The sequence below is a fragment of the Rhizobium sp. M1 genome (genome assembly GCF_002531805.1).
Classification (GTDB): domain Bacteria; phylum Pseudomonadota; class Alphaproteobacteria; order Rhizobiales; family Rhizobiaceae; genus Rhizobium; species Rhizobium etli_C.
The window spans coordinates 171,968-195,597 of record NZ_NWSW01000009.1; the positions used below are offsets into that span (position 1 = coordinate 171,968).

25 protein-coding genes are annotated in these 23,630 nt (G+C 62.3%); 14 read left to right on the top strand and 11 right to left on the bottom strand.

The features are described from left to right. Nucleotides 1–176 precede the first annotated feature (176 nt). Nucleotides 177–1,511 carry an aspartate aminotransferase family protein gene (locus CO655_RS10770; protein ID WP_097664649.1) on the bottom strand — a complete coding sequence of 445 codons (1,335 nt, stop codon included), beginning with the start codon at nt 1,509–1,511 and terminating at the stop codon, nt 177–179. 142 nt (nt 1,512–1,653) lie between these two features. Between CO655_RS10770 and CO655_RS10775 the strand changes: the two genes are divergently transcribed. Continuing rightward, complete coding sequence (locus CO655_RS10775) at nt 1,654–2,202, top strand: cupin domain-containing protein (RefSeq protein WP_097607251.1); 549 nt, start codon at nt 1,654–1,656, stop codon at nt 2,200–2,202. An 89-nt stretch (nt 2,203–2,291) separates the two neighbouring features. Here the strand turns inward: CO655_RS10775 and CO655_RS10780 are convergent, their stop codons facing one another. The 4 genes from CO655_RS10780 to CO655_RS10795 form a co-directional block, all read right to left on the bottom strand. Beyond that, on the bottom strand, nt 2,292–3,479 hold the full coding sequence (locus CO655_RS10780; protein ID WP_010031832.1) for a hypothetical protein: 1,188 nt from the start codon (nt 3,477–3,479) through the stop codon (nt 2,292–2,294). Between the two features lie 286 nt (nt 3,480–3,765). Next, a complete protein-coding gene (locus CO655_RS10785; protein WP_010031833.1) occupies nt 3,766–4,212 on the bottom strand; it encodes a DUF5086 family protein in 447 nt (148 codons plus the stop codon). A 5-nt stretch (nt 4,213–4,217) separates the two neighbouring features. Then, nucleotides 4,218–5,003 carry a pyrroline-5-carboxylate reductase gene (locus tag CO655_RS10790; RefSeq protein ID WP_097664650.1) on the bottom strand — a complete coding sequence of 262 codons (786 nt, stop codon included), beginning with the start codon at nt 5,001–5,003 and terminating at the stop codon, nt 4,218–4,220. 4 nt (nt 5,004–5,007) lie between these two features. Continuing rightward, nucleotides 5,008–5,727, bottom strand: coding sequence for a GntR family transcriptional regulator (locus CO655_RS10795; RefSeq protein WP_010031835.1), 720 nt, complete (start codon nt 5,725–5,727; stop codon nt 5,008–5,010). Nucleotides 5,728–5,927: 200 nt separating this feature from the next. Here CO655_RS10795 and CO655_RS10800 point away from each other — a divergent pair, with 200 nt between their 5' ends. The 11 genes from CO655_RS10800 to CO655_RS10850 all read left to right on the top strand — a co-directional run bounded on the left by CO655_RS10800 (nt 5,928) and on the right by CO655_RS10850 (nt 16,082). Continuing rightward, a complete protein-coding gene (locus CO655_RS10800; protein WP_097607247.1) occupies nt 5,928–6,758 on the top strand; it encodes a transporter substrate-binding domain-containing protein in 831 nt (276 codons plus the stop codon). 64 nt (nt 6,759–6,822) lie between these two features. Beyond that, a complete protein-coding gene (locus tag CO655_RS10805; protein ID WP_097581121.1) occupies nt 6,823–7,605 on the top strand; it encodes an amino acid ABC transporter ATP-binding protein in 783 nt (260 codons plus the stop codon). Nucleotides 7,606–7,614: 9 nt separating this feature from the next. Beyond that, nucleotides 7,615–8,277 (top strand): amino acid ABC transporter permease, encoded by a 663-nt coding sequence (locus CO655_RS10810; RefSeq protein ID WP_064807820.1) that lies wholly within the window; start codon nt 7,615–7,617, stop codon nt 8,275–8,277. Between the two features lie 9 nt (nt 8,278–8,286). Further along, complete coding sequence (locus CO655_RS10815; RefSeq protein WP_176539234.1) at nt 8,287–8,955, top strand: amino acid ABC transporter permease; 669 nt, start codon at nt 8,287–8,289, stop codon at nt 8,953–8,955. Between the two features lie 31 nt (nt 8,956–8,986). Further along, complete coding sequence (locus CO655_RS10820; RefSeq protein WP_097607246.1) at nt 8,987–9,865, top strand: dihydrodipicolinate synthase family protein; 879 nt, start codon at nt 8,987–8,989, stop codon at nt 9,863–9,865. A 58-nt stretch (nt 9,866–9,923) separates the two neighbouring features. After that, a complete protein-coding gene (locus CO655_RS10825) occupies nt 9,924–11,162 on the top strand; it encodes an FAD-dependent oxidoreductase (protein ID WP_097664652.1) in 1,239 nt (412 codons plus the stop codon). A 34-nt stretch (nt 11,163–11,196) separates the two neighbouring features. Beyond that, nucleotides 11,197–12,687 (top strand): aldehyde dehydrogenase family protein, encoded by a 1,491-nt coding sequence (locus tag CO655_RS10830; protein WP_097664683.1) that lies wholly within the window; start codon nt 11,197–11,199, stop codon nt 12,685–12,687. Then, nucleotides 12,684–13,718, top strand: a complete 1,035-nt coding sequence (locus CO655_RS10835; RefSeq protein WP_097607243.1) for a proline racemase family protein — start codon at nt 12,684–12,686, stop codon at nt 13,716–13,718. The genes CO655_RS10830 and CO655_RS10835 overlap by 4 nt, the downstream gene beginning before the upstream one ends. A 9-nt stretch (nt 13,719–13,727) precedes the next feature. After that, the gene (locus tag CO655_RS10840; protein ID WP_097664653.1) at nt 13,728–14,492 is read left to right on the top strand and encodes an SDR family oxidoreductase; all 765 of its coding nucleotides are present in this window, start codon (nt 13,728–13,730) and stop codon (nt 14,490–14,492) included. Nucleotides 14,493–14,563: 71 nt separating this feature from the next. After that, nucleotides 14,564–15,319 (top strand): SDR family oxidoreductase, encoded by a 756-nt coding sequence (locus CO655_RS10845; protein WP_097664654.1) that lies wholly within the window; start codon nt 14,564–14,566, stop codon nt 15,317–15,319. Between the two features lie 85 nt (nt 15,320–15,404). Then, complete coding sequence (locus CO655_RS10850; protein WP_097664655.1) at nt 15,405–16,082, top strand: GntR family transcriptional regulator; 678 nt, start codon at nt 15,405–15,407, stop codon at nt 16,080–16,082. Nucleotides 16,083–16,110: 28 nt separating this feature from the next. Here the strand turns inward: CO655_RS10850 and CO655_RS10855 are convergent, their stop codons facing one another. Then, nucleotides 16,111–17,112, bottom strand: coding sequence for an Ldh family oxidoreductase (locus tag CO655_RS10855; protein WP_097664656.1), 1,002 nt, complete (start codon nt 17,110–17,112; stop codon nt 16,111–16,113). A gap of 287 nt (nt 17,113–17,399) precedes the next feature. On the opposite strand from CO655_RS10855, the gene CO655_RS10860 reads away from it, so the two are divergent. Both CO655_RS10860 and CO655_RS10865 read left to right on the top strand, forming a co-directional pair. Further along, a complete protein-coding gene (locus CO655_RS10860; RefSeq protein ID WP_010031656.1) occupies nt 17,400–18,452 on the top strand; it encodes a proline racemase family protein in 1,053 nt (350 codons plus the stop codon). 109 nt (nt 18,453–18,561) lie between these two features. Continuing rightward, entirely contained in the window at nt 18,562–19,401 is an 840-nt protein-coding gene (locus CO655_RS10865; RefSeq protein ID WP_097664658.1) for a hypothetical protein, read from the top strand. A 12-nt stretch (nt 19,402–19,413) separates the two neighbouring features. On the opposite strand, the gene CO655_RS33350 is transcribed toward CO655_RS10865, so the two are convergent. From CO655_RS33350 to CO655_RS10885, 5 genes are all read right to left on the bottom strand, one after another. Further along, a complete protein-coding gene (locus CO655_RS33350; protein WP_141514299.1) occupies nt 19,414–19,608 on the bottom strand; it encodes a hypothetical protein in 195 nt (64 codons plus the stop codon). Nucleotides 19,609–19,707: 99 nt separating this feature from the next. Continuing rightward, nucleotides 19,708–20,292, bottom strand: coding sequence for a TadE/TadG family type IV pilus assembly protein (locus CO655_RS10870; protein WP_097607236.1), 585 nt, complete (start codon nt 20,290–20,292; stop codon nt 19,708–19,710). 1 nt (nt 20,293) lies between these two features. Continuing rightward, nucleotides 20,294–20,824, bottom strand: coding sequence for a TadE/TadG family type IV pilus assembly protein (locus CO655_RS10875; protein ID WP_010030766.1), 531 nt, complete (start codon nt 20,822–20,824; stop codon nt 20,294–20,296). Beyond that, nucleotides 20,821–22,188 (bottom strand): TadE/TadG family type IV pilus assembly protein, encoded by a 1,368-nt coding sequence (locus CO655_RS10880; RefSeq protein WP_097664660.1) that lies wholly within the window; start codon nt 22,186–22,188, stop codon nt 20,821–20,823. The genes CO655_RS10875 and CO655_RS10880 overlap by 4 nt, the downstream gene beginning before the upstream one ends. Before the next feature lie 187 nt (nt 22,189–22,375). Further along, complete coding sequence (locus tag CO655_RS10885) at nt 22,376–23,626, bottom strand: ABC transporter substrate-binding protein (protein WP_097607234.1); 1,251 nt, start codon at nt 23,624–23,626, stop codon at nt 22,376–22,378. Nucleotides 23,627–23,630 lie beyond the last annotated feature (4 nt).

Here is a 23,630-nt window from a genome sequence, read left to right on the forward strand (position 1 = left end):
CACCCCATCGGTCCCCCAACTCGCTGTTGCGTTAACGTTTAACCCAGATTTTGGGGTGCGACGGGTTAATAAATGTTTACGTCTCGACCTCGTGCATGGCAGAGCGTGGATTCTCATCGCTCCGGCGCATGCCGGAGCTGTTGCTTTCTGTCGTAAGGTCTCGAACGGCGCGCGGTTTAAGCCGCGCGTTTCAGGGCATCGGCAAGCGTCGAGACCAGCGTGTCGATCTGGTCCTTCTCGATGATCAGCGGTGGAGACAGGGCGATAATGTCGCCGGTCACGCGGATCAGCAGTCCCTTGTTGAAGCAGTCGACGAAGACGTCGTAGGCGCGTGTTCCGGGAGCGCCGTCACGCGGCGCCAGTTCGACCGCGCCGACCAGTCCGAGGTTGCGGATGTCGGTGACGTGCGCGAGGCCTTTCAGAGAGTGGAGGGCGTCTTGCCAATAGTCGGCCAGCTCGGCTGCGCGCGTCAGCAGGCTTTCCTCCTCGTAAATTTCGAGGGTTGCGAGCCCGGCGGCGCAGGCGACAGGGTGGCCGGAATAGGTATAGCCGTGGAAGAGCTCGATCGCATTTTCCGGTCCGACCATCAGCCCGTCATAGACCTTGCGGCTGGCAAAGACCGCGCCCATGGGAACGGCGCCGTTGGTGAGGCCCTTCGCCGTGGTGACGAGATCGGGCGCGACGCCGAAGTAATCCACCGCGAAAGGCGTGCCGAGACGGCCGAAGCCGGTGATGACCTCATCGAAGATCAGCAGGATGCCGTACTTGTCGGCAGTGGCGCGCAGCTTTTCCAGATAACCCTTCGGCGGCAGGACAACACCGGCCGATCCCGACATCGGCTCGACGATGACGGCTGCGATGGTTTCGGCGCCGTGCAGTTGCACGAGGCGCTCGAGATCATCCGCCAGTTCGACGCCATGGGCGGGCAGCCCCTTCGAAAACGCGTTGCGCTCGATATCGAGCGTATGGCGCATGTGATCGGCCGGGATCTGCGGGAAGACGCGCCGATTGTTGACGAGACCGCCGACGGAAATGCCGCCGAAGCCGACGCCGTGATAGCCTTTTTCGCGGCCGATGATCCGGGTGCGCGTGCCCTGGCCGATCGCGCGCTGGTAGGCGATGGCGATCTTCAGAGCCGTGTCGACCGATTCCGAGCCCGAGCCGGTGAAAAAGACCCGCTCGAGCTTGGCGTCAGCCCCGCCCGGTGCGTTGGCGGCGAGTTTTGCGGCGAAGTCGAAGGCGATCGGATGCCCCATCTGGAAGGTCGGCGCATAGTCGAGCGTGGCAAGCTGCCGCTCGACCGCCTGGGCGATCTTCCTGCGGCCGTGACCGGCGTTGCAGCACCAGAGCCCGGCCGTGCCGTCCAGCACCCGGTTTCCATCGACGTCGGTGTAATACATCCCTTCGGCAGCGGCCAGCAGGCGCGGCGCGGCCTTGAATTGCCGGTTGGCGGTGAACGGCATCCAGAAATTTTCGAGTACGGGCGCGTTCGTCTTGCTGATCTGGTCCATCCTGGCCTCCTTTGAAATCGCCTGGAGAATGGCAATTTCTATCCTTCAAACAAGTCTTTTTCTTTGCCGATGCAAGTTATTGAAATTGAACAGTGAAGAAGATAGATTTTGGGGTATTCTGGACAACGCAAACGGATCCATCATGTCAGTCGACATCGGCAGCCGCCTTCGCCACCTGCGCATCGCCCACAAGCTTTCCCAGCGTGAGCTCGCCAAACGCACCGGTGTGCCGAACTCGACGATCTCGCTGATCGAATCGAACGCCTCCAACCCTTCGGTCGGAGCGCTGAAGCGAATTCTCGACGGCATTCCGATCGGGCTGGCGGAATTCTTCGCCTTCGAACCGGAGCGTCCGAAAAAGGCCTTCTACGCCGCCGAGGAGCTGGTGGAGATCGGCAAGGGCGCCATTTCCTACAAGCAAGTCGGTGAAACCCTGTTCGGGCGCAGCCTGCAGATACTGAAGGAATGCTACCAGCCGGGTGCCGACACCGGAAAAATTCCCCTTGTTCACGAAGGGGAGGAGGGCGGGATCGTGCTCTCGGGAAGACTCGAGGTCACGGTCGACGACGAGCGGCGTATCCTTGGGCCGGGGGACGCTTATTATTTCGAAAGTCGGCGCCCGCATCGGTTCCGCTGCGTCGGACCGGTGCCCTGCGAGGTTATCAGCGCCTGCACGCCGCCGACGTTTTAACGCAATTTCAGAAAATGCGCGCAGTGGTTTCGGAATGATGATCCCGAAGGCGGATCGGTAAGGACCCGCCTCCGGCAGTTGATCTCGATTTAGTCGTTCGCCGATACCTTGACGCCGAGCACCGTAGGAATGGTGTTCGGCGCACCCATGGCAGCACCGACAATCATCGGCACGGGAACGGGCTTTTCCGGCGCGGCGCTGATCGTCAGGCTCTTCGGCCCGTCGAGATAGGTGTTGAGAGCCGCCGATATCTGGTTTTGCAGTTCCGGCATGTTGAGTTGCGCCATCATCATCGGAACCAGCGCCTTCAGCGATTGTGCCAGTTCGTCGCCCGTGACGCCCTGCTTGGCGCCGGCATAGTCGAGCGCCTTTTTGGTGATCGAGGCGTCGTCGAAGCGGATCGAGGCGCTGTTGAACGTCAGTTGCTGCATCAGCCCCATCATCGCAAGTCCGGCGGCCTGGTTGGCCTCTTCCTTGTTCGGATTGGCTTCGGCTGTCTTGACCGCCTCCTGCAGCGACTTGATGAAGCCGAGCGTATAACCGGAGAAATCGACGGCGAAGTTCAGCCGGCCGACATTCTTGAAATCGAAAGCATATTCGTCGAGGACAACCTTGCCGCTTTCGACTTCCCAGCTTCCCTTCATCGTCATTTTGCCGTCGAGCGTCGTCAGTCCGAGCTTCTCGATGGCCTCCTTCGCAGCCGCATCCTCGACTTGCGACAGGTCGGCCTTGAAGCCGGCGACGTTGGCGTCGTAGGCAAAGCCGCCGTCCTGGCGCCCCATGTTTGCCTCGACGCCTTCGATCGCAAGCACATCCTTGCCCTTGATGTTGAGCGCGATCGGCCCGGTGCTGGCGGTTTCATAGAGGAGGATATCGTCCAGCGTCTCGCCGGTCGCATTGGCGGGAATCGTCAGGCCGGTGAACAGAATCTCCTTGGCGGAAAAGCGTCCTCCCTCCTGGCTGACGTCGACATCCGGGAAGGAAAGGGTCTTGGCGTAATAGGCGCCGCCTTCTTTTTCCTCGACGCCCTCGAAGGTGAGGTCGCCGATCTTCAGCGTGTCGCCGGGCAGGCTCGCAAATCCCACCTGGACGCCTGTTGCCGTCACCGTGTCGCCGTCGACTTCGGCTTTCTCGAAGGTGATGACCGTGCCGCCGGCATTGGTTGCGGCGCTGAGCTTCTTCATCATATCCGCGCCGTCGAGGGCGAGCGCCGGGCCGGCCAGCGTCAGGAACGCGGTGCTTGCCATCATCAGGTGGAAATTGCGCAGATGCTTCATGGAGATGTCCTTGTGTTGAAAGTAGATGCGGGGAAATTCATGGAATATGTCCCGCCGCGCTCTGCTCGCAGAGCGGCCGGGACGTCACGGTTCGTCAGATCAGCTAATTGGGGGTGACGCGATCGGGATCGGCCGGAGCCGGCAGGCCGGAGACATTCGGCCACCCCGCCGCCGGGGGCCGGGCGAGGATATTTTCTCTAGCAAAAGTAGTTTTCTGACTCATCGCCAGAGCTAAATTGCATTTCTTCGATTTTTGCAACCGCGAATTTTCGTTGGTGGAGCGGAATCAGTCACGCTTGCCGGCGATGCCGACGCATTCGAGGATGGTCGTGCGGCAAACACCCGCCTCCCGCTGCGGGCGAGGCTGCACGCGCCAGTTCTGGTAGGCGATCCGGAATTCGATATCCTTGTAAAAATAGCTCCTGGCTTTTTGTCGCGAGCGGCTCCTGTTCAACGCATCGGCCGTGACCACGACATGGGTGGCAAGCCGTTTGAATTGCCACGGCGGCGCGCGTCGCTCCTTCTCGATCACCTCGACGTGGTAATAGGGATCGTCTTCCCCGGGATCGGGAGCCATGTGGACGGTGGCCCAACGGACGGTCCGAGGTGAGACGGAGAGAATGATGGCGGAAATGGTCGGTCGCTCCACCGCTTCGGCGCGCGCCAAAATCGTCTGGTTCAAAATCGCGGCGACTGTGAAAAGGACGGTCAGGGATTTTCGCTTAGGGTGCATGCGCTTCAGCTGCTGCGGCCCTCGATACGCGCGAGCACGCCGTCGAGCGCTGCGGTCAGCGCGGCAAGGCCGCCCTTCTTGTCGACGTCGGAAAGAACCTGCTCGTTCAATCCGCCCTTGGTGGCGAATTCGCGGCTTAGCGCGCTGAACGGCTCTGTGCCTGGGCTGTTGGCCTTCTGCGCTAGGCTTGCGAAAAGCGGCGCGATGTAGGCATTTGCTTTCGGCCTTTCGAGGCCGCTTTTTTCCAGCCAGACGGCTGTGGTTTCCATGATGCCGAAATAGGTCGACATCATTGCGCTCGCCGCCGCGAGCAGATCATATTCCTTTTTCGACTGGCACTGGACGGCGGTTCCGAGCGTGTCGAACAGCGCCGCGACGGCGGCATCGGGCGGGAGGATGGCGGTGACGCCTTGCCGCTGCGCGACGAAGGGCAGGGGGATAGCCTGGACGAGGTGCACGTCGGCACCGATCCAATCGAGAAGAGCCTGGCGTTCGGTTGCTGCAACGAGGCTGACGACCACCTGGCCGGTTCTGAACGAAAGCGCCCGTACGACCTCCTCGGCGATCTGCGGCCGGATCGCCAGGAACACCATGTCGCTGCGATCGACGACAGTCTGGTTGTCCCCGGCAATCCTGACGGCGGTGAACTCCTGGGCCAATGTCGCGGCAATGTGCGCGCTCCGCGGCGATACGTGGATCTCGGAGGCGTAGGCCGGTGCGGACAGAAGCCCGCGAACCATCGCTTCGGTGATCGCGCCGGTGCCGACGAATCCAATGCTGTTGATCATCACGTCGTTACTCCGCAGCCCGCAACGGTCCCAGCGCGACATCCGTCGTGTAGTTCTCGCGCATGAAGTTGATGAAATTATCCTGGAACTGGCGCGTATGGGCGTGGGCGAGCTCGTCGGCCAGATCCACGTTCTTCTCCCTGATGGCGTCGAGCATCAGCGTGTGCTCGTCGGTCAGCAGATAGCCTTCGTGCGTCCGCTCCAGATATTCGAAATGCAGGTGCAGCATGCGCTGGCCCTGCGACAAAAGCTTCTCGTAGAATGAGGCCAGATACTGATTTTTTCCGGCATGGGCGATTGCCATGTGGAATTCCTTGTTGGCTTCCGACATGGCGAGATGATTGCCTGTCTTGACCGCAGCCTCAAACGACTTCAGCCGTTTGGCGATGATCTTCAGATCGGCTTCCGTCCTCAGTGCCGCGGCAAGCCGCGTATTCATCCGCTGGGCGATGTCGAGCGCCTCGACATATTTCGGAAAGGTCGCCACTTCGATCGGCGCGACGATCGTGCTGCGGTTGGAAAGCGTCACCACCAGCTCGTCGGCGCCGAGCCGGATCAGCGCTTCGCGCACCGGCGAACGCGACATGTCGAAACGTTCGGCCAGCGTCATCTCGTCGAGAAGCTGACCGGGCGGCAGGGCGAGCGACAGAATCTCGTTGCGCAGCGTTTCATAGACGCTTTTCCAGCCGGTCCCGCGGATGCGTTTCACTTCCGATTCTTCAGACACTTAAGTCCCTTTCTCTCGACGCCGGGTCCATTGGGCCAGAAAAACAGCGTGTCGGCAATGTAATTTTTCCGCTTGACTTTGTCGACACGCTGTTGACATATTCTTGCCAGTCGACACGCAGCCGACAAGAAAACAACAGAAACGGCCGGAGCCGACGAGTGGAACCGCGCGCTTCGCGCACAACAAAAGAGGAATGCCCAATGCTTTCTTTGATAACGTCCGCCCTGCGGGCGATGCCCGCGCTCGCCCTGATGGCAGGTCTTTCCGCAACCGCCGCCCAAGCCCAGACCGCCGAGGGATATTGGCAGGGCGTGCAGAAGGCCGGCGCCTTGCGTTGTGGCGCGGCTGTCGCGCCGCCCTATGTCATGCGCGATCCGGCGACGGGCGAGTACACCGGCTTCTTCGCCGATCTCTGCAAGGAATTTGCCGACGTCCTCAAGGTGAAGCCTGAATTTGTCGATACGACCTGGGACAATATCGTCGCCGGTCTGCAGGCGGGCAAATGGGATCTGTCGCTCGCGCTCAACCGGACGCCGGCGCGCGCCATGGCCGTGCAGTTCTCGATCCCGGCGATGGAGTACCAGATCTCGCTCGCCTACAATAAAAACAATCCGAAGATCGCGGCCGGCGCCGCTTCGGTGGCCGATATCGACAAGGCGGGCGTAACTCTTGCGGTCATGTCAGGCACGGCCCAGGACAAGGCCATTTCCGCAGCGGTCAAGAACGCCACGATCATGCGCCTGCCCGGCAACGACGAGACCCGCCTGGCGGTCACCTCGAAGCGCGCCGACATCCTGGTCGACGCCTCCGACACCAACCAGCTCTTCACCCAGTCGAACCCGGATTGGGCGGTTGCGCTCAACCCGACGCCGGCCCTTGCCAAGCAGGGTGTCGCTTTCGGCCTGCCGCATCAGCTTTCGGCCGCCGACGTCGAAGTGATCAATATCTTCCTCGAAGAGAGGGTCGCCACCGGCCATGTCGACGAGCTGATCCGCAAAGCCGTCGACGAAGTCCTCAAGGGCGCGAAGTAACCTCGCCGGGGCCGGTGCGAGGATCCCCCCGGCCCTTTCAAGCTTCGATCATCGGAGATTGGCCATGACCACGTCCTTCAGCCTTCCCCTCGTGAAAATGCAGGCGCTCCACAAAAGCTATGGCGGCGGCGCAATCCAGGTGCTGAAAGGCATCGACATCGAAATGAAGCCCGGCGAACGCGTCGTCGTCATCGGTCCGAGCGGCGGCGGCAAAAGCACGCTGCTTCGGGTGATGATGGGCTTGGAGCAGATCGACAGCGGCTCGATCAGTTTTGATGGCAAGGCCTATATTTCTTCCGACGGCGCTGCCAGGAAGACCCAGATCGACACCAATGTCCGCCGCTCGATCGGCATGGTCTTTCAGCACTATACGCTGTTTCCACATCTGAGCGTCATTCAGAACCTGATCCTCGCGCCCTGCAAAGTGCGCGGAGAAAGCAAGTCGAAGGCGACCGCCCGCGCCCAGGCTCTGCTCGAGCGCTTCGGGCTCGGCGCCAAGGCCAATGCCTATCCGGCACAGCTTTCCGGCGGCCAGAAGCAGCGCGTCGCCATCGCCCGCGCATTGATGCTCGATCCGAAGCTGATGCTGTTCGACGAGGTCACCTCGGCGCTCGACCCGGAGCTCGTCAGCGAGGTCGAACAGGTGATCCTGCAGCTCGCCGCCCAGGACATGCCGATGATGATCGTCACCCACGACATGTGGTTCGCCAAGAACATCGCGTCGCGCGTCATCTTCTGTGCCGGCGGCGTGGTCGTCGAGGACGGCCCGCCCGAGCAGGTGCTCGGCGCTCCGCGCGAGGAACGCACCAAGGAATTCATCGACCGCGTCTTCCACATCAAGCAGTAGGGGGCACAGATGAACTACACGTTCGATTTCAACGCGGTCTCCATCGCCCCGCTTCTGCAGGGGCTGTGGGTTTCGCTGCAGCTGACGGCGGCTGCGAACATCATCGGCATCGTTCTAGGCTTCGGATTGGCCCTGCTGATCATGAGCCCGATCAAGATCGTGCGGCTGCCGTTCATGCTGTTCGTCGAATTCTTCCGCTGCACGCCTGCTATCGTCCAGATCGTCTGGATCTTCTACTGCGTGCCGATGCTGTTCGACGTCTTCCTCGATCCGATGACGATGGGCATCATGGCCCTCGGGCTCAATCTGATGGCGTTCAATGCCGAGGCCTATCGGGCCTCGATCCAGGCAGTGCCGCGCGAGCAGCTCGACGCCGGCATCGCGCTCGGTCTCAATCCGCTGCAGCGGGTGCTCTACATCGTCTTCCCGACGGCGTTCCGCGCTTCCATTCCGGTGCTTCTGACCAACGGCATCGTCATCTTCCAGCAGAGCGCGCTGGTCGCGATCGTGGCGATCCAGGACCTGATGTACCAGGGCAAGACGCTGGCGACGGAAACCTATCGCCCGATCGAGACCTTCACGGTTGTCGCTCTCATTTATTTCGCCGTGTCCTTCCCGATAACCCAGATCGTCGGCCTGCTTGAACGCCGCCGCCAGATCCTCGTCAGCTAGGAGGCCAGCATGATGACGCTCGACTTCTCGATCCTGCTGCGCTTCGAAAACGCGCTGCTGCTCGGCCTGTGGATGACGATCAAGCTGACGATCATCTGCGTCGTGCTTGGATGCTCCCTCGGCTTCCTCGTCGGCCTTGCCCGCACGTCCCGCAACATCGTCCTTCGCGCCGTCGCGGGCGTCTACGTCGAATTCTTCCGCGGCACGCCGGTGCTCATCCAGCTCTTCTGGATCTTCTTCTGCCTGCCGCTGATCCTCGGCGTCGAGCTCTCGAACCTCACCTCGGGCGTCATTGCGCTGACGCTCTACATGGGAGCGATCACCAGCGAAACCTTCCGCGCCAGCCTCAAATCCATCGGCCGGGAGCAGCTTGATGCCTGCGTCGCCCTCGGCCTGCCGCAGAGGGTTCAGGTCGTCAACGTCGTGCTGCCGCAGGCGGTGCTGCGGGCCATCCCGACGCTGCTGTCGAACTGCGTCAGCCTGTTCAAGGAGAGCGCGCTCGTCTCCGCCGTCGGCATGGCGGACCTGATGTTCGTCGGCCAGAACATTTCCAACAATACCGCCCGTCCCGTCGAAGTGCTGACGGTCGTCGCCCTGATCTATTTCGTCATCGCCTTCCCGCTCACGCGGGCGGTCTCCCTCATCGAGGGACGCATCCTCAAGAAGCTCGCAATCTGAAAACCGTCGTTCCCAGGACAGGAGACATCCCATGAAACTTTCCGGCGTCATGCCCGCCCTCATCACACCCTTCGACGCGAACAACAAGATCGACTTCAAGGCGTTCGAGAAGCTTCTGACGCATCTGCGCGAGGCAGGCGTCACCGGCTGGGTGCCGAACGGCTCGACCGGCGAATATTTCAGCCAGTCCAGGGAAGAGCGCCGTGACGTGCTGCAGTTCGTCAAGGAGTTTGCCAGGCCCGGCGAAATCCTGATCGCCGGCACCAATGCGCCCGCGACCCGCGAGGTGATCGAGCAGACTGCGCTCGCCAGAGATATCGGCTATGACACCGTTCTGCTGGCACCGCCCTTTTATACCCGTCCGACCCAGGCGGAACTGATCAGGCACTATGAAACCGTGCTCGGGGCCGTCGATGTGAACCTCGTCCTCTATTCCTATCCGGCTAAGGATGGTTCAGACATCAGCTTCGAGCTGATGGATCATTTTGCCGATAATTCGCGGGTGATCGGCATCAAGGAAAGCTCGGGCGTATTGCAGCGCGCCATCGACATCGCCAGCCGCTATGAGGGCAAGATCCAGCTCGTCAGCGGCTCGGACGATATCGCGCTCGACTTCATGTTCTGGGGCGCGGAAAGCTGGATCTGCGGCCCCTCCAACTGCATGGCCAAGGCGTGCTGCGATCTCGACCGAACCTACAAGGCGGGAGAGCTGGGCAAGGCCCGCGAGATGATGAAAACCCTCTATCGGGCGATGAACATCCTGGAGAGCGGGAAGTTCGTGCAGAAGATCAAGTATGGCTGCGAGCTTCAGGGCTTGCCCGTGGGGACGTGCCGCGCGCCGCTCGGCGAGCTGACCTCGGAGGAAAAGGCCGAGTTCAGGGCGGCGATGGAGCCGATCCTCAACTGGTAGCAGGAACAGGCCGGGGCGGCCGAACCGCCCCGGGATCTCTGAATTTACGAGGTTCGCCGTGTCATCCATCGTGATCGTCGGCGCCGGCATTATCGGCGCCACCATCGCCTATGAACTCCAGCGCCGGGGAAACAACGTCACCCTGCTCGACAGGGCGGCCCCCGGCATGGGCGCCTCCTACGGCAATATGGCGAGCATCGCCGTCACCGAATTCATGCCGGCCTCGCGCCCCGGCATCTGGGCGCAGATGCCGAAATGGCTGCTCGACCCGGAAGGGCCGGTGCGCATCCGGCCCGGCTACCTGCCGAAACTCGTGCCGTGGTTCCTGAGATTCCTGGCAGCCAGCCGCCCCTCAAAATTGAGGGAATTGGAGGCGGCCGGTGCCGTGCTCTGCCGGCGCGTCTACCAAGACCTGGATGCGCTGCTGAAGGAGACCGGGCTGACGCATATGCTGACGGCCGAGGGGTGCCTGAGCCTTTATACCGACGAAGCCGAGTTCAGGGCCGATCGCGAACATATCGACATCCTGGAGCGTTTCGGCTTCCGGCACGAAATTCTCGGCGGCAATGCCATCCGGGATCTCGAACCGGCCTTGACCACGAAGATCGGCAAGGCCGTGCTCTTTCCCGACAATCGGTCGATCACGGATCCGCACAAGCTCGTCCTCGCTCTTGCCGAAAAGTTCCAGGCGCTCGGCGGCAGGATAGTTCAAGGCGATGTCGCCGGTTTCGAGCAAAGCGAGGCCGGCGTCTCGGCCCTCCGCCTGGCGGATGGGCGCAGCGTCGCGGCCGATAAGGTGGTGCTTGCGGCCGGCGCCTTCACCGCGAGGCTTTCCGCCCTGCTGCTGGAGCCTATCCCGCTCGAAACCGAACGCGGCTACCACACGCAGATCATGGAACCCGGCATTTCGATGCGCCATTCGATCATCTGGCCGGCGCGCGCCTTCATGGTGACGCCGACGGCAGGCGGCATCCGTGTCGGCGGGACGGTTGAAATGGCCGGCCTCGACGCGCCGCCGGATTATCGGCGCGCAAAGATCCTGGTGAAGCGCGCTCGAGAAGCGTTGCCGGAGCTGAAGGCCGAAGGCGCGACGGAATGGATGGGGCACCGCCCGGCACTGCCCGACACCGTACCGGTCATGGGGCCATCCGCCAAGCGCCGCAACGTCTGGTACGCGACGGGTCATGGGCATCTCGGTCTGACTTATGCCGCCACGACCGGCCGCTTGATGGCCGACCTCGTTACGGGCGTCCAGCCGCCCGTGGACATGAAACCTTATCGCGTCGACCGCTTCTAAGCGCGGCGTTGACGCAAGGCAAAAGGGAGTGAACATGCGAAGCGAACTCTACATTGATGGACAGTGGGTGAAGCCGGTCAAGGGCGGCACCTGCACGGTGACGAACCCGGCAACGGAAGAGGTGATCCAGACGATCGGCGCCGCAACGGCCGAAGATGTCGACCTTGCCGTCAAGGCAGCGCGCCGCGCCTTCGACAAGGACGGCTGGCCGAAGTTGACGGGCGCTCAGCGCGCCCGATATCTCCGGGCCATCGCCGATGGCATCCGCGCCCGCCAGGCCGAGATCGCCCGCCTCGAAGTCCTCGACAACGGCAAGCCGTTCCCCGAGGCCGATTGGGACGTCGCCGACGCCGCCGGCTGCTTCGATTTCTACGCGGGTCTCGCCGAACAGCTCGACAACAATCCCGAGGAGACGATCGCGCTTCCCGATCAGCGCTTTACCTCCAAGGTGGTGCGCGAGCCGCTCGGTGTCGCCGGCGCGATTATCCCCTGGAACTATCCGCTGTTGATGGCGGCATGGAAGGTCGCCCCGGCACTGGCCGCCGGCTGCACGGTGGTGCTGAAGCCCGCCGAGCTGACATCGCTGACGGCGCTTGAACTGGCGGCGGTTGCCGACGAAGCCGGGTTGCCGCCCGGCGTACTCAATATTTTGACCGGTGCCGGCTCGGTCGCCGGCCAGGCGATCATCGATCATAAACAAGTCGACAAGCTCGCTTTTACCGGCTCGGGGCCGGTCGGCTCGAAGATCATGGCGGCGGCCGCCCGCGACATCAAGCGGGTCAGCCTCGAACTCGGCGGCAAGTCGCCTTTCGTCGTCTTCGAGGACGCCGGTATCGACAAGGCTGTCGAATGGATCATGTTCGGCATCTTCTGGAATCAAGGCCAGGTCTGCTCGGCGACATCGCGGGTCCTCGTGCAGGACGCCATCTACGAGCGGCTGCTCGCGCGGCTGATCGAGGAAACGAAGAAGATCAAGATCGGCAACGGCCTGGACGAGGGCGTTCTCCTGGGGCCGCTGGTTTCCAAGCGCCAGCACGAGCAGGTCGTCGCGGCGATCGAGGCGGCGCGGCAGGCGGGTGCGACGGTCGCCTGCGGCGGAGCCCGCCCGGAAGGATTCGACAAGGGCTATTATCTCCAGCCGACCGTTCTGACCGAGGTTCCGCTCGACAGCGCCGCCTGGGTGGAGGAGATCTTTGGGCCTGTCGTCTGCATCCGGCCGTTCAAGACCGAAGAAGAGGCGATCGAACTCGCCAATGATTCCCGCTTCGGCCTCGCCGCCGCCGTCATGTCGAAAGACGACATCCGGGCCGAGCGCGTCGCGGCCGCCTTCCGCGCCGGCATCGTCTGGATCAACTGCTCGCAGCCGACCTTCACCGAAGCGCCCTGGGGCGGCTACAAGGAGTCCGGCATCGGCCGCGAGCTCGGCCGCTGGGGCCTCGACAACTATCTCGAGACCAAGCAGATCACCCGCTTCGTCAGCGAGGATCCCTGGGGCTGGTACATCAAGCCGGAGGCGGCCGAATGAACTGGAACCGCAGCCTCGACCTGCTGCAGGTCCACTGCCAGGGCGAGATCGGCAAGGTCATCATGGCGGGAGCGCCCGAAATACCGGGCGCGACCATGCTCGACAAGATGAACCACATCAACACGGTCGACGACAGCCTGCGCCGCTTCGTCACCTTTGAGCCGCGTGCCAGCGTCGCCATGTCGGTGAACCTGCTGGTCGAGCCGACCCGCGCCGATGCCGACGCCGGCTTCATCGTGCTGCAGGCCGACCGCGCCCACCCGATGTCCGGCAGCAACTGCATTTGCGTGGTCACCGCCCTTCTCGAAAGCGGCCGGGTACCGATGTCGGAGCCGGAGACGATCGTCCGCCTCGATACGCCCGCCGGCCTGATCGTCGCGCGCGCTGCCTGTCGCGACGGCCGCTGCCTTTCGGTCAGCCTCGACAATGTGCCGAGTTTTGCCGAAGCGCTGGACAGGGAGGTGGAGACGCCGAAATGGGGCCGCATCAAGGTCGATGTCGCTTTCGGTGGCGTCTATTATGCGCTGGTCGATGTCGACCAGCTCGGCCTCGATATCGCGCCGGCCAATGCCCGGCTGCTGGCGGAGGCCGGCATCGAGCTCAAGTCGCTTTTTGCCGGGCAGGTCTCGGTCGCCCATCCCGTTTTAACCGGCGTCAACGAGATCGCCTATGTGATGTTCCGCGGCCGCGAGGCTGACGGGACGGTCAGGACCTGTACGACGCTGCAGCCGGGCCGCGTCGACCGCTCGCCCTGCGGCACCGGCAGCTCGGCCAATCTGGCGACCCTCTATGCCCGCGGCGAGGTCGCCGTCGGAGACTCGAGGACGTCGCGGTCGATCATCGGCGGCGAATTCCTGGCGGAGGCGATCGGCGAAACCGAGGTGGGCGGCCGCCGCGCCGTGTTGCCGAGAATAACCGGCCGCGCCTATGTCTATGGTCGCGAGCAGCTGCGCATGTCCGACGACGATCCCTTCGCCGCCGGCTTTGCGCTCTCTGACACATGGGGGCCGCAGGTCGGCCTGCTCGGATAGGAGCCTGCAATGTCTAACCTTCAACCACTCATCGGCCAGACTGTCCTCGTCACCGGGGCCTCCGGCGGAATCGGCGCAGCCATCGTCGAGCGCCTTTCGGCGGAAGGCGCGCGGCCGGTCATCCACTACGGCCGCGACAGGCAGCGTGCGGAAGCCCTGCTCGGCAAACTCGGCGGAATCGGCTTGATCGTTCAGGCTGATTTGTCCAGTCCGGACGGCGCCTTCGCGCTTTGGCGCGACGCGCTTTCGGCGGCGGGGAGGATCCATGCCGTCGTCAACAATGCAGGGGTCCGCAACGAGATTTCGATTGATGCGGATCCGGCCGATTGGCGGGCGGCCTGGCAGAAGGAGTTTCAGGTGAACTTCTTCGCGGCGGCGGATCTCTGCAAAGAGGCGCTCGTGCATTTCAAGCAGCATGGCGGCGGGCGGATCGTCAATATGGCCAGCCGCGCCGGTCAGCGCGGTTACGCGGCCGACGCCATGCCTTATGGGGCGACGAAGGCGGCGCTGGTCAATCTGACAAAGTCGATCGCGAGGAGCTTCGGCCGCGACGGCGTGGTCGCCGTCTCCGTCGCGCCGGGATGGGTGCGCACCGATATGGCCGAGGATTTTGTGGCAAGGCACGGCAAGGATGCTGCCGTCGGCGATATCCCGATCGGTGAGATGGCCGAGCCGGCCGAGATCGCCGAACTGGTGGCCTTCCTGCTTCGCCCGTCGCAGGCATCGGTCAACGGCGCGACATTCGACGTCAATGGCGGCAGCTACATCAGGTAGAGGAATTCCAGCGGTAGCGGGCAGCGATATTGCATCCGCAATCGCCTGAGGACAAAGGGAAGAGGTTCGTTATGAAGAGATTTTTGGGCAAGGTCGCCGTCGTGACGGGCGGCGGAGGCGGCATCGGATCGGCCATCTGCAAGCGGCTGGCCGATGAGGGCGCCTTGGTGGTGGTGACGGACGCGAACGCCGGGGCGGCGGGTGACGTCGCCGCCGGCATAGAGGCCGTCGGCGGATCTGCAATTGCGATCGCGGCCGACATCTCGCGCAAGCCCGACTGCGTCGACCTCATCGAGAAAGCCTTTGCGATCAAGGGACGGCTCGACGTGCTGGTCAACAATGCCGGCATCAACCGGCGCGGAAATCTGCTGTCGCTGTCGGACGAGGATTGGAGCACGAGCTTCGCCGTCAACCTGGATTCGATGTTTCATCTCTGCCGGGCGGCGCTGCCGTATATGATCGCCGGCGGCGGCGGCGCGATCGTCAACACTGCCTCTCAGTGGGGGCTCTATCCCGCGCCGAACCACATCGCCTACAATACGACGAAAGCGGCCGTCGCCGCCTTCACCCAGAACCTTGCCCGCGACTATGCGCCCGATAAGGTTCGCGTCAATGCGGTCTGCCCCGGCGAAATCCACACGCCGATGCTCGAAGCGGGCGTCAAACGCTCCGGCCGCACGATCGCCGATCTCGACAAGCTCGTTCCCTATGGCCGTATCGGCAGACCGGAGGAGGTGGCGGCCCTCGTTGCCTTCCTCGCATCGGACGAGGCGGCCTTCATGTGCGGCTCGCTGGTGGAAATCACCGGGGCGCAAGCCGTGGCTTGAAAGCGCCGATCGGCCTTGAGCAGCGGGATCGTCTACGATATCCCAATGGGGATATGCGTCGGCTACGAAACGAGGAGCTCGGGGAATGCCTTTCAACACCGCTCAGGTGACAAATCTCGGGAAGGCCCCCACCGCCTCGGATGTCATCCTGAAGTTCATCCGCGATTCCATCGCGGACGGCTCGCTGGATGAAGGCGAGCCGATCCGCCAGGACGATGTCGCCCGCCTGTTCAATGTCAGCAAGATCCCCGTGCGGGAAGCGCTCAAGCGGCTGGAGGCGGAAGGCCTGGTGGAATTCCACCGAAACAAAGGCGCAATCGTTACCAGCGTCTCGGAACCCGAGATCGCTCAGATCTTCGAGGTTCGAGCGATTCTGGAATCGAACGCCATCAAGCTCTCGATCCCTCACATGACGGAAGAGACCTTCGAAACGGCTCTGGCCTATTGCGAGGCCTTCGCCAAGGAAACGGATGTGGCGCGCTGGTCGGAATTGAACTGGCGGTTTCACAGCTGTCTTTACGAGGATGCGCAACGACCGTTCCTGGTCAACACGATCCGTTCCGTCCACGACCGGCTGGAACGCTATCTCCGGGTGCAATTGACGCTGTCGCACGGCAAGCAGACGGCGGACCGCGAACATCGGGAGATCATCGAAGCGTGCCGGGCGCGTGACGAAGAAAAGGCGGCCGGTCTCGTCTATGCTCACATCATGAGCGCCTGCCAATCCCTCCTCGAACATCTTCCGGCAAAAAAGCCTCGCTGAGCGGCACTCTGAAATCGATGCCGGTCCGTCAGGCGTCTGCGATCTGCTTGATGGTCTCGAAGACCGCGCGCGGCACTTTCAGGCTCTGAGACGGCGATTTTGGATATTCGATCCCATCGACGCCAGGTATGAACACGCCGTGTTGCTGGAGCCGGGCTGCCTGGCGATGCGCGCGCTCGACGAGGCCATCGTCGGGGCGTCCGGGCATCATTGCGATGACGGTCAATCCCACCGCCGGGCTGGCGCTTCCCGATCTGAAAGATGGCGTGTCCAGTGACCAGGGGCCTCCGGACAGTCCGGCCGACAGCATTTCCACCATCAGCGCCACGTTGGCGCCCTTGCGCCCGCCGAAGGGAAGGAGGGCTCCGGCCAGTGCTCTTGCGGCATCCCGTGTGTCCATGCCCGTTTCGTCGACCGCCCATCCCTCCGGAATGCTGCGCCCCTCGGCTGCAGCTGCGACGATGTTGACATAGGCCGTGGCGCTCGAGGCCTGGTCGATGATCAGCGGCAACGAGCCTTCTCCGAGCGGAAAGCCGAAGGCCATCGGGTTCGTGCTGTAGACGGCGGGGCCGCCCGCTTTGGCGACCACCATGGCATTTGCATTGGTCGCGGCGATGCCGGCAAGCCCTTCGCCGGCAAGCCGGCGAACATAATAGCCCAGCTCTCCCGCGGTGTAGCTGTTCGTCTGCGTGAAGACGGCGACCCCGAAAGTGCGCGCCGCTTCGGCCAGATCGTCGAACGCCAGATCGAAGCCCAGCTGCGCGATGCCACGATCGGCGTCGGCGACGAAGAAGGCGGGAAACGGGCGCTCGCAGCTGGGGGTTGGGTCGCAATTGATGCGGCCCTCGCGAAAACTGTCGAGATAATCCACCATGTGCGGAAATCCGAGGGTGGCAGGTCCAAAGAGCGCGGCGGACAAGGTGGCGTCCACCAGAGAGCGGGCGGTGGATTGTGCTGCCCCGGCTGCCCGACAGGCCCGTATTGCCAAGGTCTCGGCTTCAGCCTGATCGAGCACGACCTCATCCGACATCTGAAATCTCCCTTCTCGTGTTTCCTTGACCGCTGATGCTTTGAAGACATCTGGCGCGGCCCGGTTTCTCGGCCGGTCGATGTTCCGGCCCATGGAATTCCTTAGCAACAGCGCCGGGACGCCGAAAGGAAAAATGTACATTGGTGTCAACAAGTGTGACTTTGACGGTTGACAGCGCCGTGACTTCGGATAAGAGATATCGTATACGATATTACAAGGCAATAGCGACCTGCAGGCGCCGGTCTAGTGAAACGGCAATTTCGCAACGACACGATGGAGGAGAAATTATGGGTTTCAAAAGAACGATCCACGCAGTCGATACCCATGCGGGCACGCCGATGCGGGTGGTCACGGGCGGCATTCCGCATATTCCCGGCAATTCCGTCTATGAGAAGATGAAATGGCTGGAGAGCAACGATGACCAGCTGCGCAAGCTGATGCTGCGCGAGCCGCGCGGTTATCCCGCCCATTGCTGTAACATCATCGTACCGCCCTCTCACCCGGAAGCCGATGCCGGCTACATCATCCTGGAGCAGGTCGAATATCCGATGATGTCCGGCGGCAATACCATCTCGGTGGTGACGGTGCTTTTGGAAATGGGCATGCTGCCGATGAAGGAGCCGGTCACCGAGCTGGTGCTTGAGGCGCCCGCCGGCCTGATCCGCGTCAAGGCCGAATGCAAGAACGGCAAGGTCAAGAACGTGACCTTCAAGAACGTCCCGGCATTTGCCGCCCATCTCGATGCCGTCATCGATGTGCCGCATCTCGGAAAGGTCACCGTCGATGTCGGCTGGGGCGGCATGTTCTATGTCATCGCCGATGTCAGGCAGTTCAAAGGCCTCGAGCTGATCCCGGAACATGGGCGGGAGATCGCGCGCGTTTCGGCGATGATCCGGCAGGCGGCCATCGAACAATTGCCGGTTGCCCATCCGCATTACCCCGGCGTCGGCATCACGATCTCGCAGCTGTCGGGGCCGACGGACGATCCGAACGCCGATTGGAAGAACACGGTGACGATGGCGACAGGGGATCTTTCCTGGGACGATCCCGCCACCTGGACGGGTGCGCTTGATCGCTGCCCCTGTGGCACCGGCACTTGCGCCAAGATGGCCGTTCTGCATGCGAAGGGCGAATTGCCGCTCCATCAGGACTTCCGGCATCAAGGGATTCTCGGCAATATCTATACCGGCAGGCTGGTCGAGGAGGCCCGGATCGGCGACCAATCCGCCGTTGTTCCGACGCTGACCGGCACCAGCTGGATCTCGGGCCTGAATACCCTCGTCCTCGACAATGACGATCCCTTCACCGAAGGTTTCACCCTAGGCGACATCTGGGCCTGAAGAAAAGGCGCACGACGCATCGGCTGCGGCGACGATCCCGCTTTCGTTTCGTACGTCATATGTTTACAAGCGGAGGCTGTAAACATATGACCGAACGGAGGCATCGATCTTGCATATCCTGCGTCGCTCGCTCTTGGGGTCCTTGTGGGCCATGATCGGCTGGAAACCGGCTTTCGCCGGGGAAGCGAGCCCGGAATCGGCGATCCGGGAGGAGGCGTCCTCGGTGACGCCCCGGCATGTTCTGTGTTTCCTCGGGAAGGATCGCGACCTCAGCCGCTTGTCCGAGGCAGCAGTCCAAGCGATTCGGGACTTCGCCGATGGATTTAGCGTCGACGAGGAATATTCGCAGGCAGAGCCGGATGATCGCATGAGCCGATCGTTCGATGTCTGCTGGGATCGGGTCGAGGCCGATGTGTGGAACGAGGCGGATGAGAAAGCCGTCGCCGATCATCAATCCGTCCTCTACGTGCTCGGGCCGAGCATGGCGCAGGCGGAGACGGTAAAGGTGTCGATGACGGCGCTGCGCCTCGTCGAGCGACTGATCGCGGCGGGAGCGGTGGCCGTCAAAGGCGAAAGCGCCGGCATCGCCCATGGCCTCGATCGATGGAGAGCGCTGATCGGCCAAGGTGCGGAGGCGGTGAAAGCGGCAGATCCGCTCGCCCAGCAGCGCATCGGCCGGCTCGCTTTCGCCAAGCGGCCGCTCTCGGCGCGGGGATATCTGGAAAGCGTCGGCTTCCATCTCGTCGGGCTGCCGGAAGTCTACGTCGCGGAGACCGCCGGCAGTGAAAGGAAGGTCGTTGCCATTATGGATGCGGTTGCCGACGAGATTGCCGAGCAGGGGCTCGATCCGACGCTCAAGGCGCGCGGGGCCAGGCTCTCGTTCGATTCCACCTATGAAGTGGACGAGTTCAAGTTCAATCCCTACGGCATCGTCAAGCTCGCCGGGTGAGCCTCGTTCCACTCAGTAGAGGCTGTAGTGATAGTCGTAGCTGCGCAGCCAGGCGCCCAGAAGCTGCAATGGCTGGCCGGGTCCTGCGACCGGTGAAGACCGGCTTATGCCGCCGCGGCTGGAGCACGGAAACTCACGATCGCGGCCAGCGCGATCGGCGCGACTGGCAGACAATTGCCGCATGCCGGAACCTCTTCCTGCCGTCATTTCACGTTCCTCATATTCACGATCATGCATTGCGATTCCCCGGAAAAGCCGATCCGCCGAGTGGCCGAAGCAATGCATCAATGGCGGGCAGCCTGCGGCTCAATTGTATTTGATCGTGTCGCTGACCCTGGGACGCGTGAAGAAATGGTGGTCGAAGCTGTAGCCGTCCATTCCCGTGAAGTTTGAAAAGAATGTCGAGACGGGCGTCGTCAAACGATATTGCACGCGGGTCAGCACCACCTGCACCCCGGTCTCCTGTATCTTTTTCGGTATGTCGATGGCGCTTGCCGTGCCGGAAGCAAGCGCCGTGGTGTTGAACGCGGCCGACCAGTTGACGGTTGCCTTGCCGCTGTTGTCGACATCGTTGACCGTGACCATAATGGTCAGCCCGGTGGTTTCATAGGGCTGCAGGATGAAGCTTGCGCCGGAGAGAAGCTTAGCGACGTCGGTCTTCGTCCAGGTGCTCTGCTGGGCGATCATGTCGCTCGTGCTGGAAGCGATCTCGTCTATCTTGCGGCTGACGGTGAGAGCATGGCCGAGATCGACGGTGCCGAACAGCAGCACGATCAGGATCGGCAGCACCAATGCGAATTCCACGCCGGAAGCGGCCGAGCGGTCGCGGGCGAGCCGGCGGATACGGGACCTGATGAAGCTGATAAGGGGGAGGTTTCGTTTCATCATCATGTCAGAAGGGCTCGTTGCGGAACAGAGCGGACGATCCGAGCAGATAGCTGCCGTCCGAGAGCTTGGCGCTCGACAGGCTGAAGAAGTTGACGGTGGCTCCCCAGGGCAGGAATGCCTGCACCAGAATGTAGTCGCTGCCCTTGCCGATATCGTAGGTCTCGGTGACGGTGAGCTTGCCGCTGTTGTCGATAGGATCGGCGCTGGTGGCGGAGGACAGGTCGGAAAGCACGCTGACCTTGACGACGAGACCGCTGGAGCAGCTGAAGGCCAGAAGCATGTCGTCGCAGATCTTGCTCTTGAATCCGGCCAGTGTGATCTTGGACGAGGCGACCTCGCCGGTCCGGATCATCCGGGAGATCTTGTGAACCGAGGCGTCCAGCGCGGAGTTGACGAAGAACATCAGCGACACTTCGATGATGCCGAATATCATGATGAAGAGCGGCAGGGCCAGGATCGCAAACTCGATCGCGGCCACCCCCTTGCGATCGCCGAGCAGGCGGCGAAACGGCGCAAAGCGTTTTCTTGCGGTCATTGGGTCAACCGGACGGAAGAGAGATACTGGGTGAAGAGCGTCGACAGGCCTTCCGTGATCTCGGACGACGACGATGCCGAAATGAACAGGCTCTTCGACGATGCGCAGCCGGCAAGCGCATAGGGGATGTAATCCCGCCGCGTAATGCTGCTCGAAACGCCGCTGTCCATGGTGCCGCCCCAGGTGCTCTTCCAGTTGGCGCTGGCCATGGTCGAGCCGACGGTGGCGTTATAGCCCCAGTCCGAGGTGATCGGCAGATATTCGGTGTAGAGCACCGCCATCGTGTTGGATTGGTTCTTCAGATAGCCGCACCACTCGGGATTAAGCGGCGCCACCTTGTTCCAATAGGCCCCGTACGTCGGCTTCCCGTTCTTGTCCCATGTCACCTTGTCGGTCACCCATTCACGCTGCGACTGCACGCCGTCCGTCAGCAGAAGAACCAGCTTGAGTGGCGAGCCCGAGGTGGTTCCATCCCCTCCAGCGCCGACCTTCTGCTTGAGCGTTGCAAGCGATACGTCGAAATAGGTGGCGGCCTTCGAGGTCGCGCTGGTGAGGCCATAGCTCGCGTCCGCCAGGCGGATACGCGCCGTATCCGTGCTCAGGGTCGGGGTCAGAACTTCGGTGAGCGTATCTCCCAGGCTGTAGAGTCCGACCTTGATCCGTTCATGATTGGCGTCGGATTCGTCGATCATGTCGAGCACTTCGCGGACGGCGTCGCCGGCGACATCGGCACGCAGTTTTATCTTCTTTTCCGAGCTGTATTCATAGTTGTTGGCATATGTCTTCTTGCCGATCGTGTGCGCGTCGCCGGTGTGGCAGGCGAACTGGCACCCGATGCCGGCATACATCGTCGCCTGGCCTGATGTCGTTGCCGCCAACAGCATCGAGGGCGAGGTGTCGATGACGATATAAACGTTGAGATAGGAGGTGGCCGGTCCCTTGACGGCGCTCGCCACGCTGACGTCGACGGTCTCGATGTTGGCGATCTTCATGAAGGTGGTCGGAACGGTGCCGCTCGCCGTCGCCGTGATGTTGTGGTTGGCCGTATCGATCTCGATCTCACCCAACGTGTAGCTGTTGTCCACCTGTGCGTGGAACCAGTCGGAAACCTTCGTCTTGAGAGCGTCCGCGTCCTCGACATTGTCGATCTGTTTGACCGCGGCGATCAGGGCTGCGTCAAGGTCGCTCTGCATTCTCTGTCGGACATTGTAGCTGCGGATGTAGTCGAAGCTTGCGCCGACCGCGACGAGCATCGGCACCAGGCTGAGGGCAACGACGATCGCGACATTGCCGGTTCTGTCGCTTCCGAGACCGCGAAGCGTGTGCAAGCATCGACCCAATGAAGATAAAAAAACTGACTTCAAAAAACCACCAACACGCCCACAATGAAAATCGTGATGGCAAGATGTTTCAACGAAGCTTAAGCCTTTGTTAAATCTTGTGAGTTCCAGCCGCCAGCGGACTGGCGGCGCGCCGTTTTCTGCGCTTATCGTACATCTCTGCGAATTATGGATACTCGTGCCGTGCTGCGGTGCCGGCCGTCCGCGGCCTTCAGCGCTGCATCAGCAGATCGTGCAAGCGCTTCTGAACCTCTTGCGCCGACATGTTCCTGTTGTTGAAGAAGTCGCCGACCACGGCGATCCAGCCTTCCGACATCTGGGTCGGCATGGCCTGGGACTGGGCGCTGACTTCGCCCTTATGCGCCTTGATCATCTCCAATCCAAGTTTGCCGCAGCGATCGAGTCCCGATGGATCGACATCGGTGCGGACGGGCAAAGAGCCCTTGATCCGGCTGAAGGCAACCTGGTTGTCCCGGTCGAGCACCATGCGCGCGAAAGCCTGCTGCGCTTGCGCCGTGCCGTCCCGGTTGGTCAGCGGAAAGGCGAAGGCATCGATCACCATGAAATAGGCGATGGAGGTGCCGGGAACGAGGCTGCAGTCGAAATCCTTGTCGACGCTGTAGCCGCGCGCTGCAAGTTCGCCTTTGGCCCAGTCGCCCATGAACTGCATGCCGGCCTTGCCCTGGCCGACCGCCGCAGTCGCATCAGCCCATGTCTTGTTCTTCCGCTGTTCGATCGGCTCCACATAATCGGACAGGCGCAGCAGCATATCCAGCGCCTCGATCATGCGCGGGTCCTGCACCAGCTCTGCATCGCCGCTCATCAGCCGGGCATAACCTTCCGGCCCGAACTTGTGATAGACGATGTCGTTGAAGATGAGAGACACCTCCCATCGGGCGCCGCCGAGCGCGATCGCCCGGCGTCCCGTCGCCTGGATTTTGTCGGCCGCATCGAACAGCTCGTCCCAGGTCTGCGGCGTCTTTGCTCCCGCTTCGGCCAATGCCGCCGTGCTCGTCCACAGCCAGTTTTCGGCATGGATATTGGTCGGCGCAAAATAAACCTTTCCCTTGGAGGAGATCCGGTCGAACACCGTCGCGGGAATGACATCGCGCCAGTGATCCGCCTGGGCGACATCGTCAATGTCGAGCACGATGCCCATTTCCGGCAGTTCGCGTGATCCTTCGTTGGCATTCCACTGCATGACAGCCGGCGCATATCCGTTGGCGATGCGGTCGCTCACGACCCGCTGGACCGCGACCTTGTTCTCCGCCGGCATGTCAACCCATTGGTTGCCGGCCGCTGCCCAGGCCTTGCGGTAAACATCGAGCGCCGCCGCCTCGCTTTTCGATACCCAGAAATGCACGACGTCCACCGCCATGCCCTCTGCCGCGAAAGCCTCGGCCGCAGGAGCTGCCGCCGCCAGGGTCGTGGCAAGCCACGCCCGTATGATTGCCCGTCTCATTCCT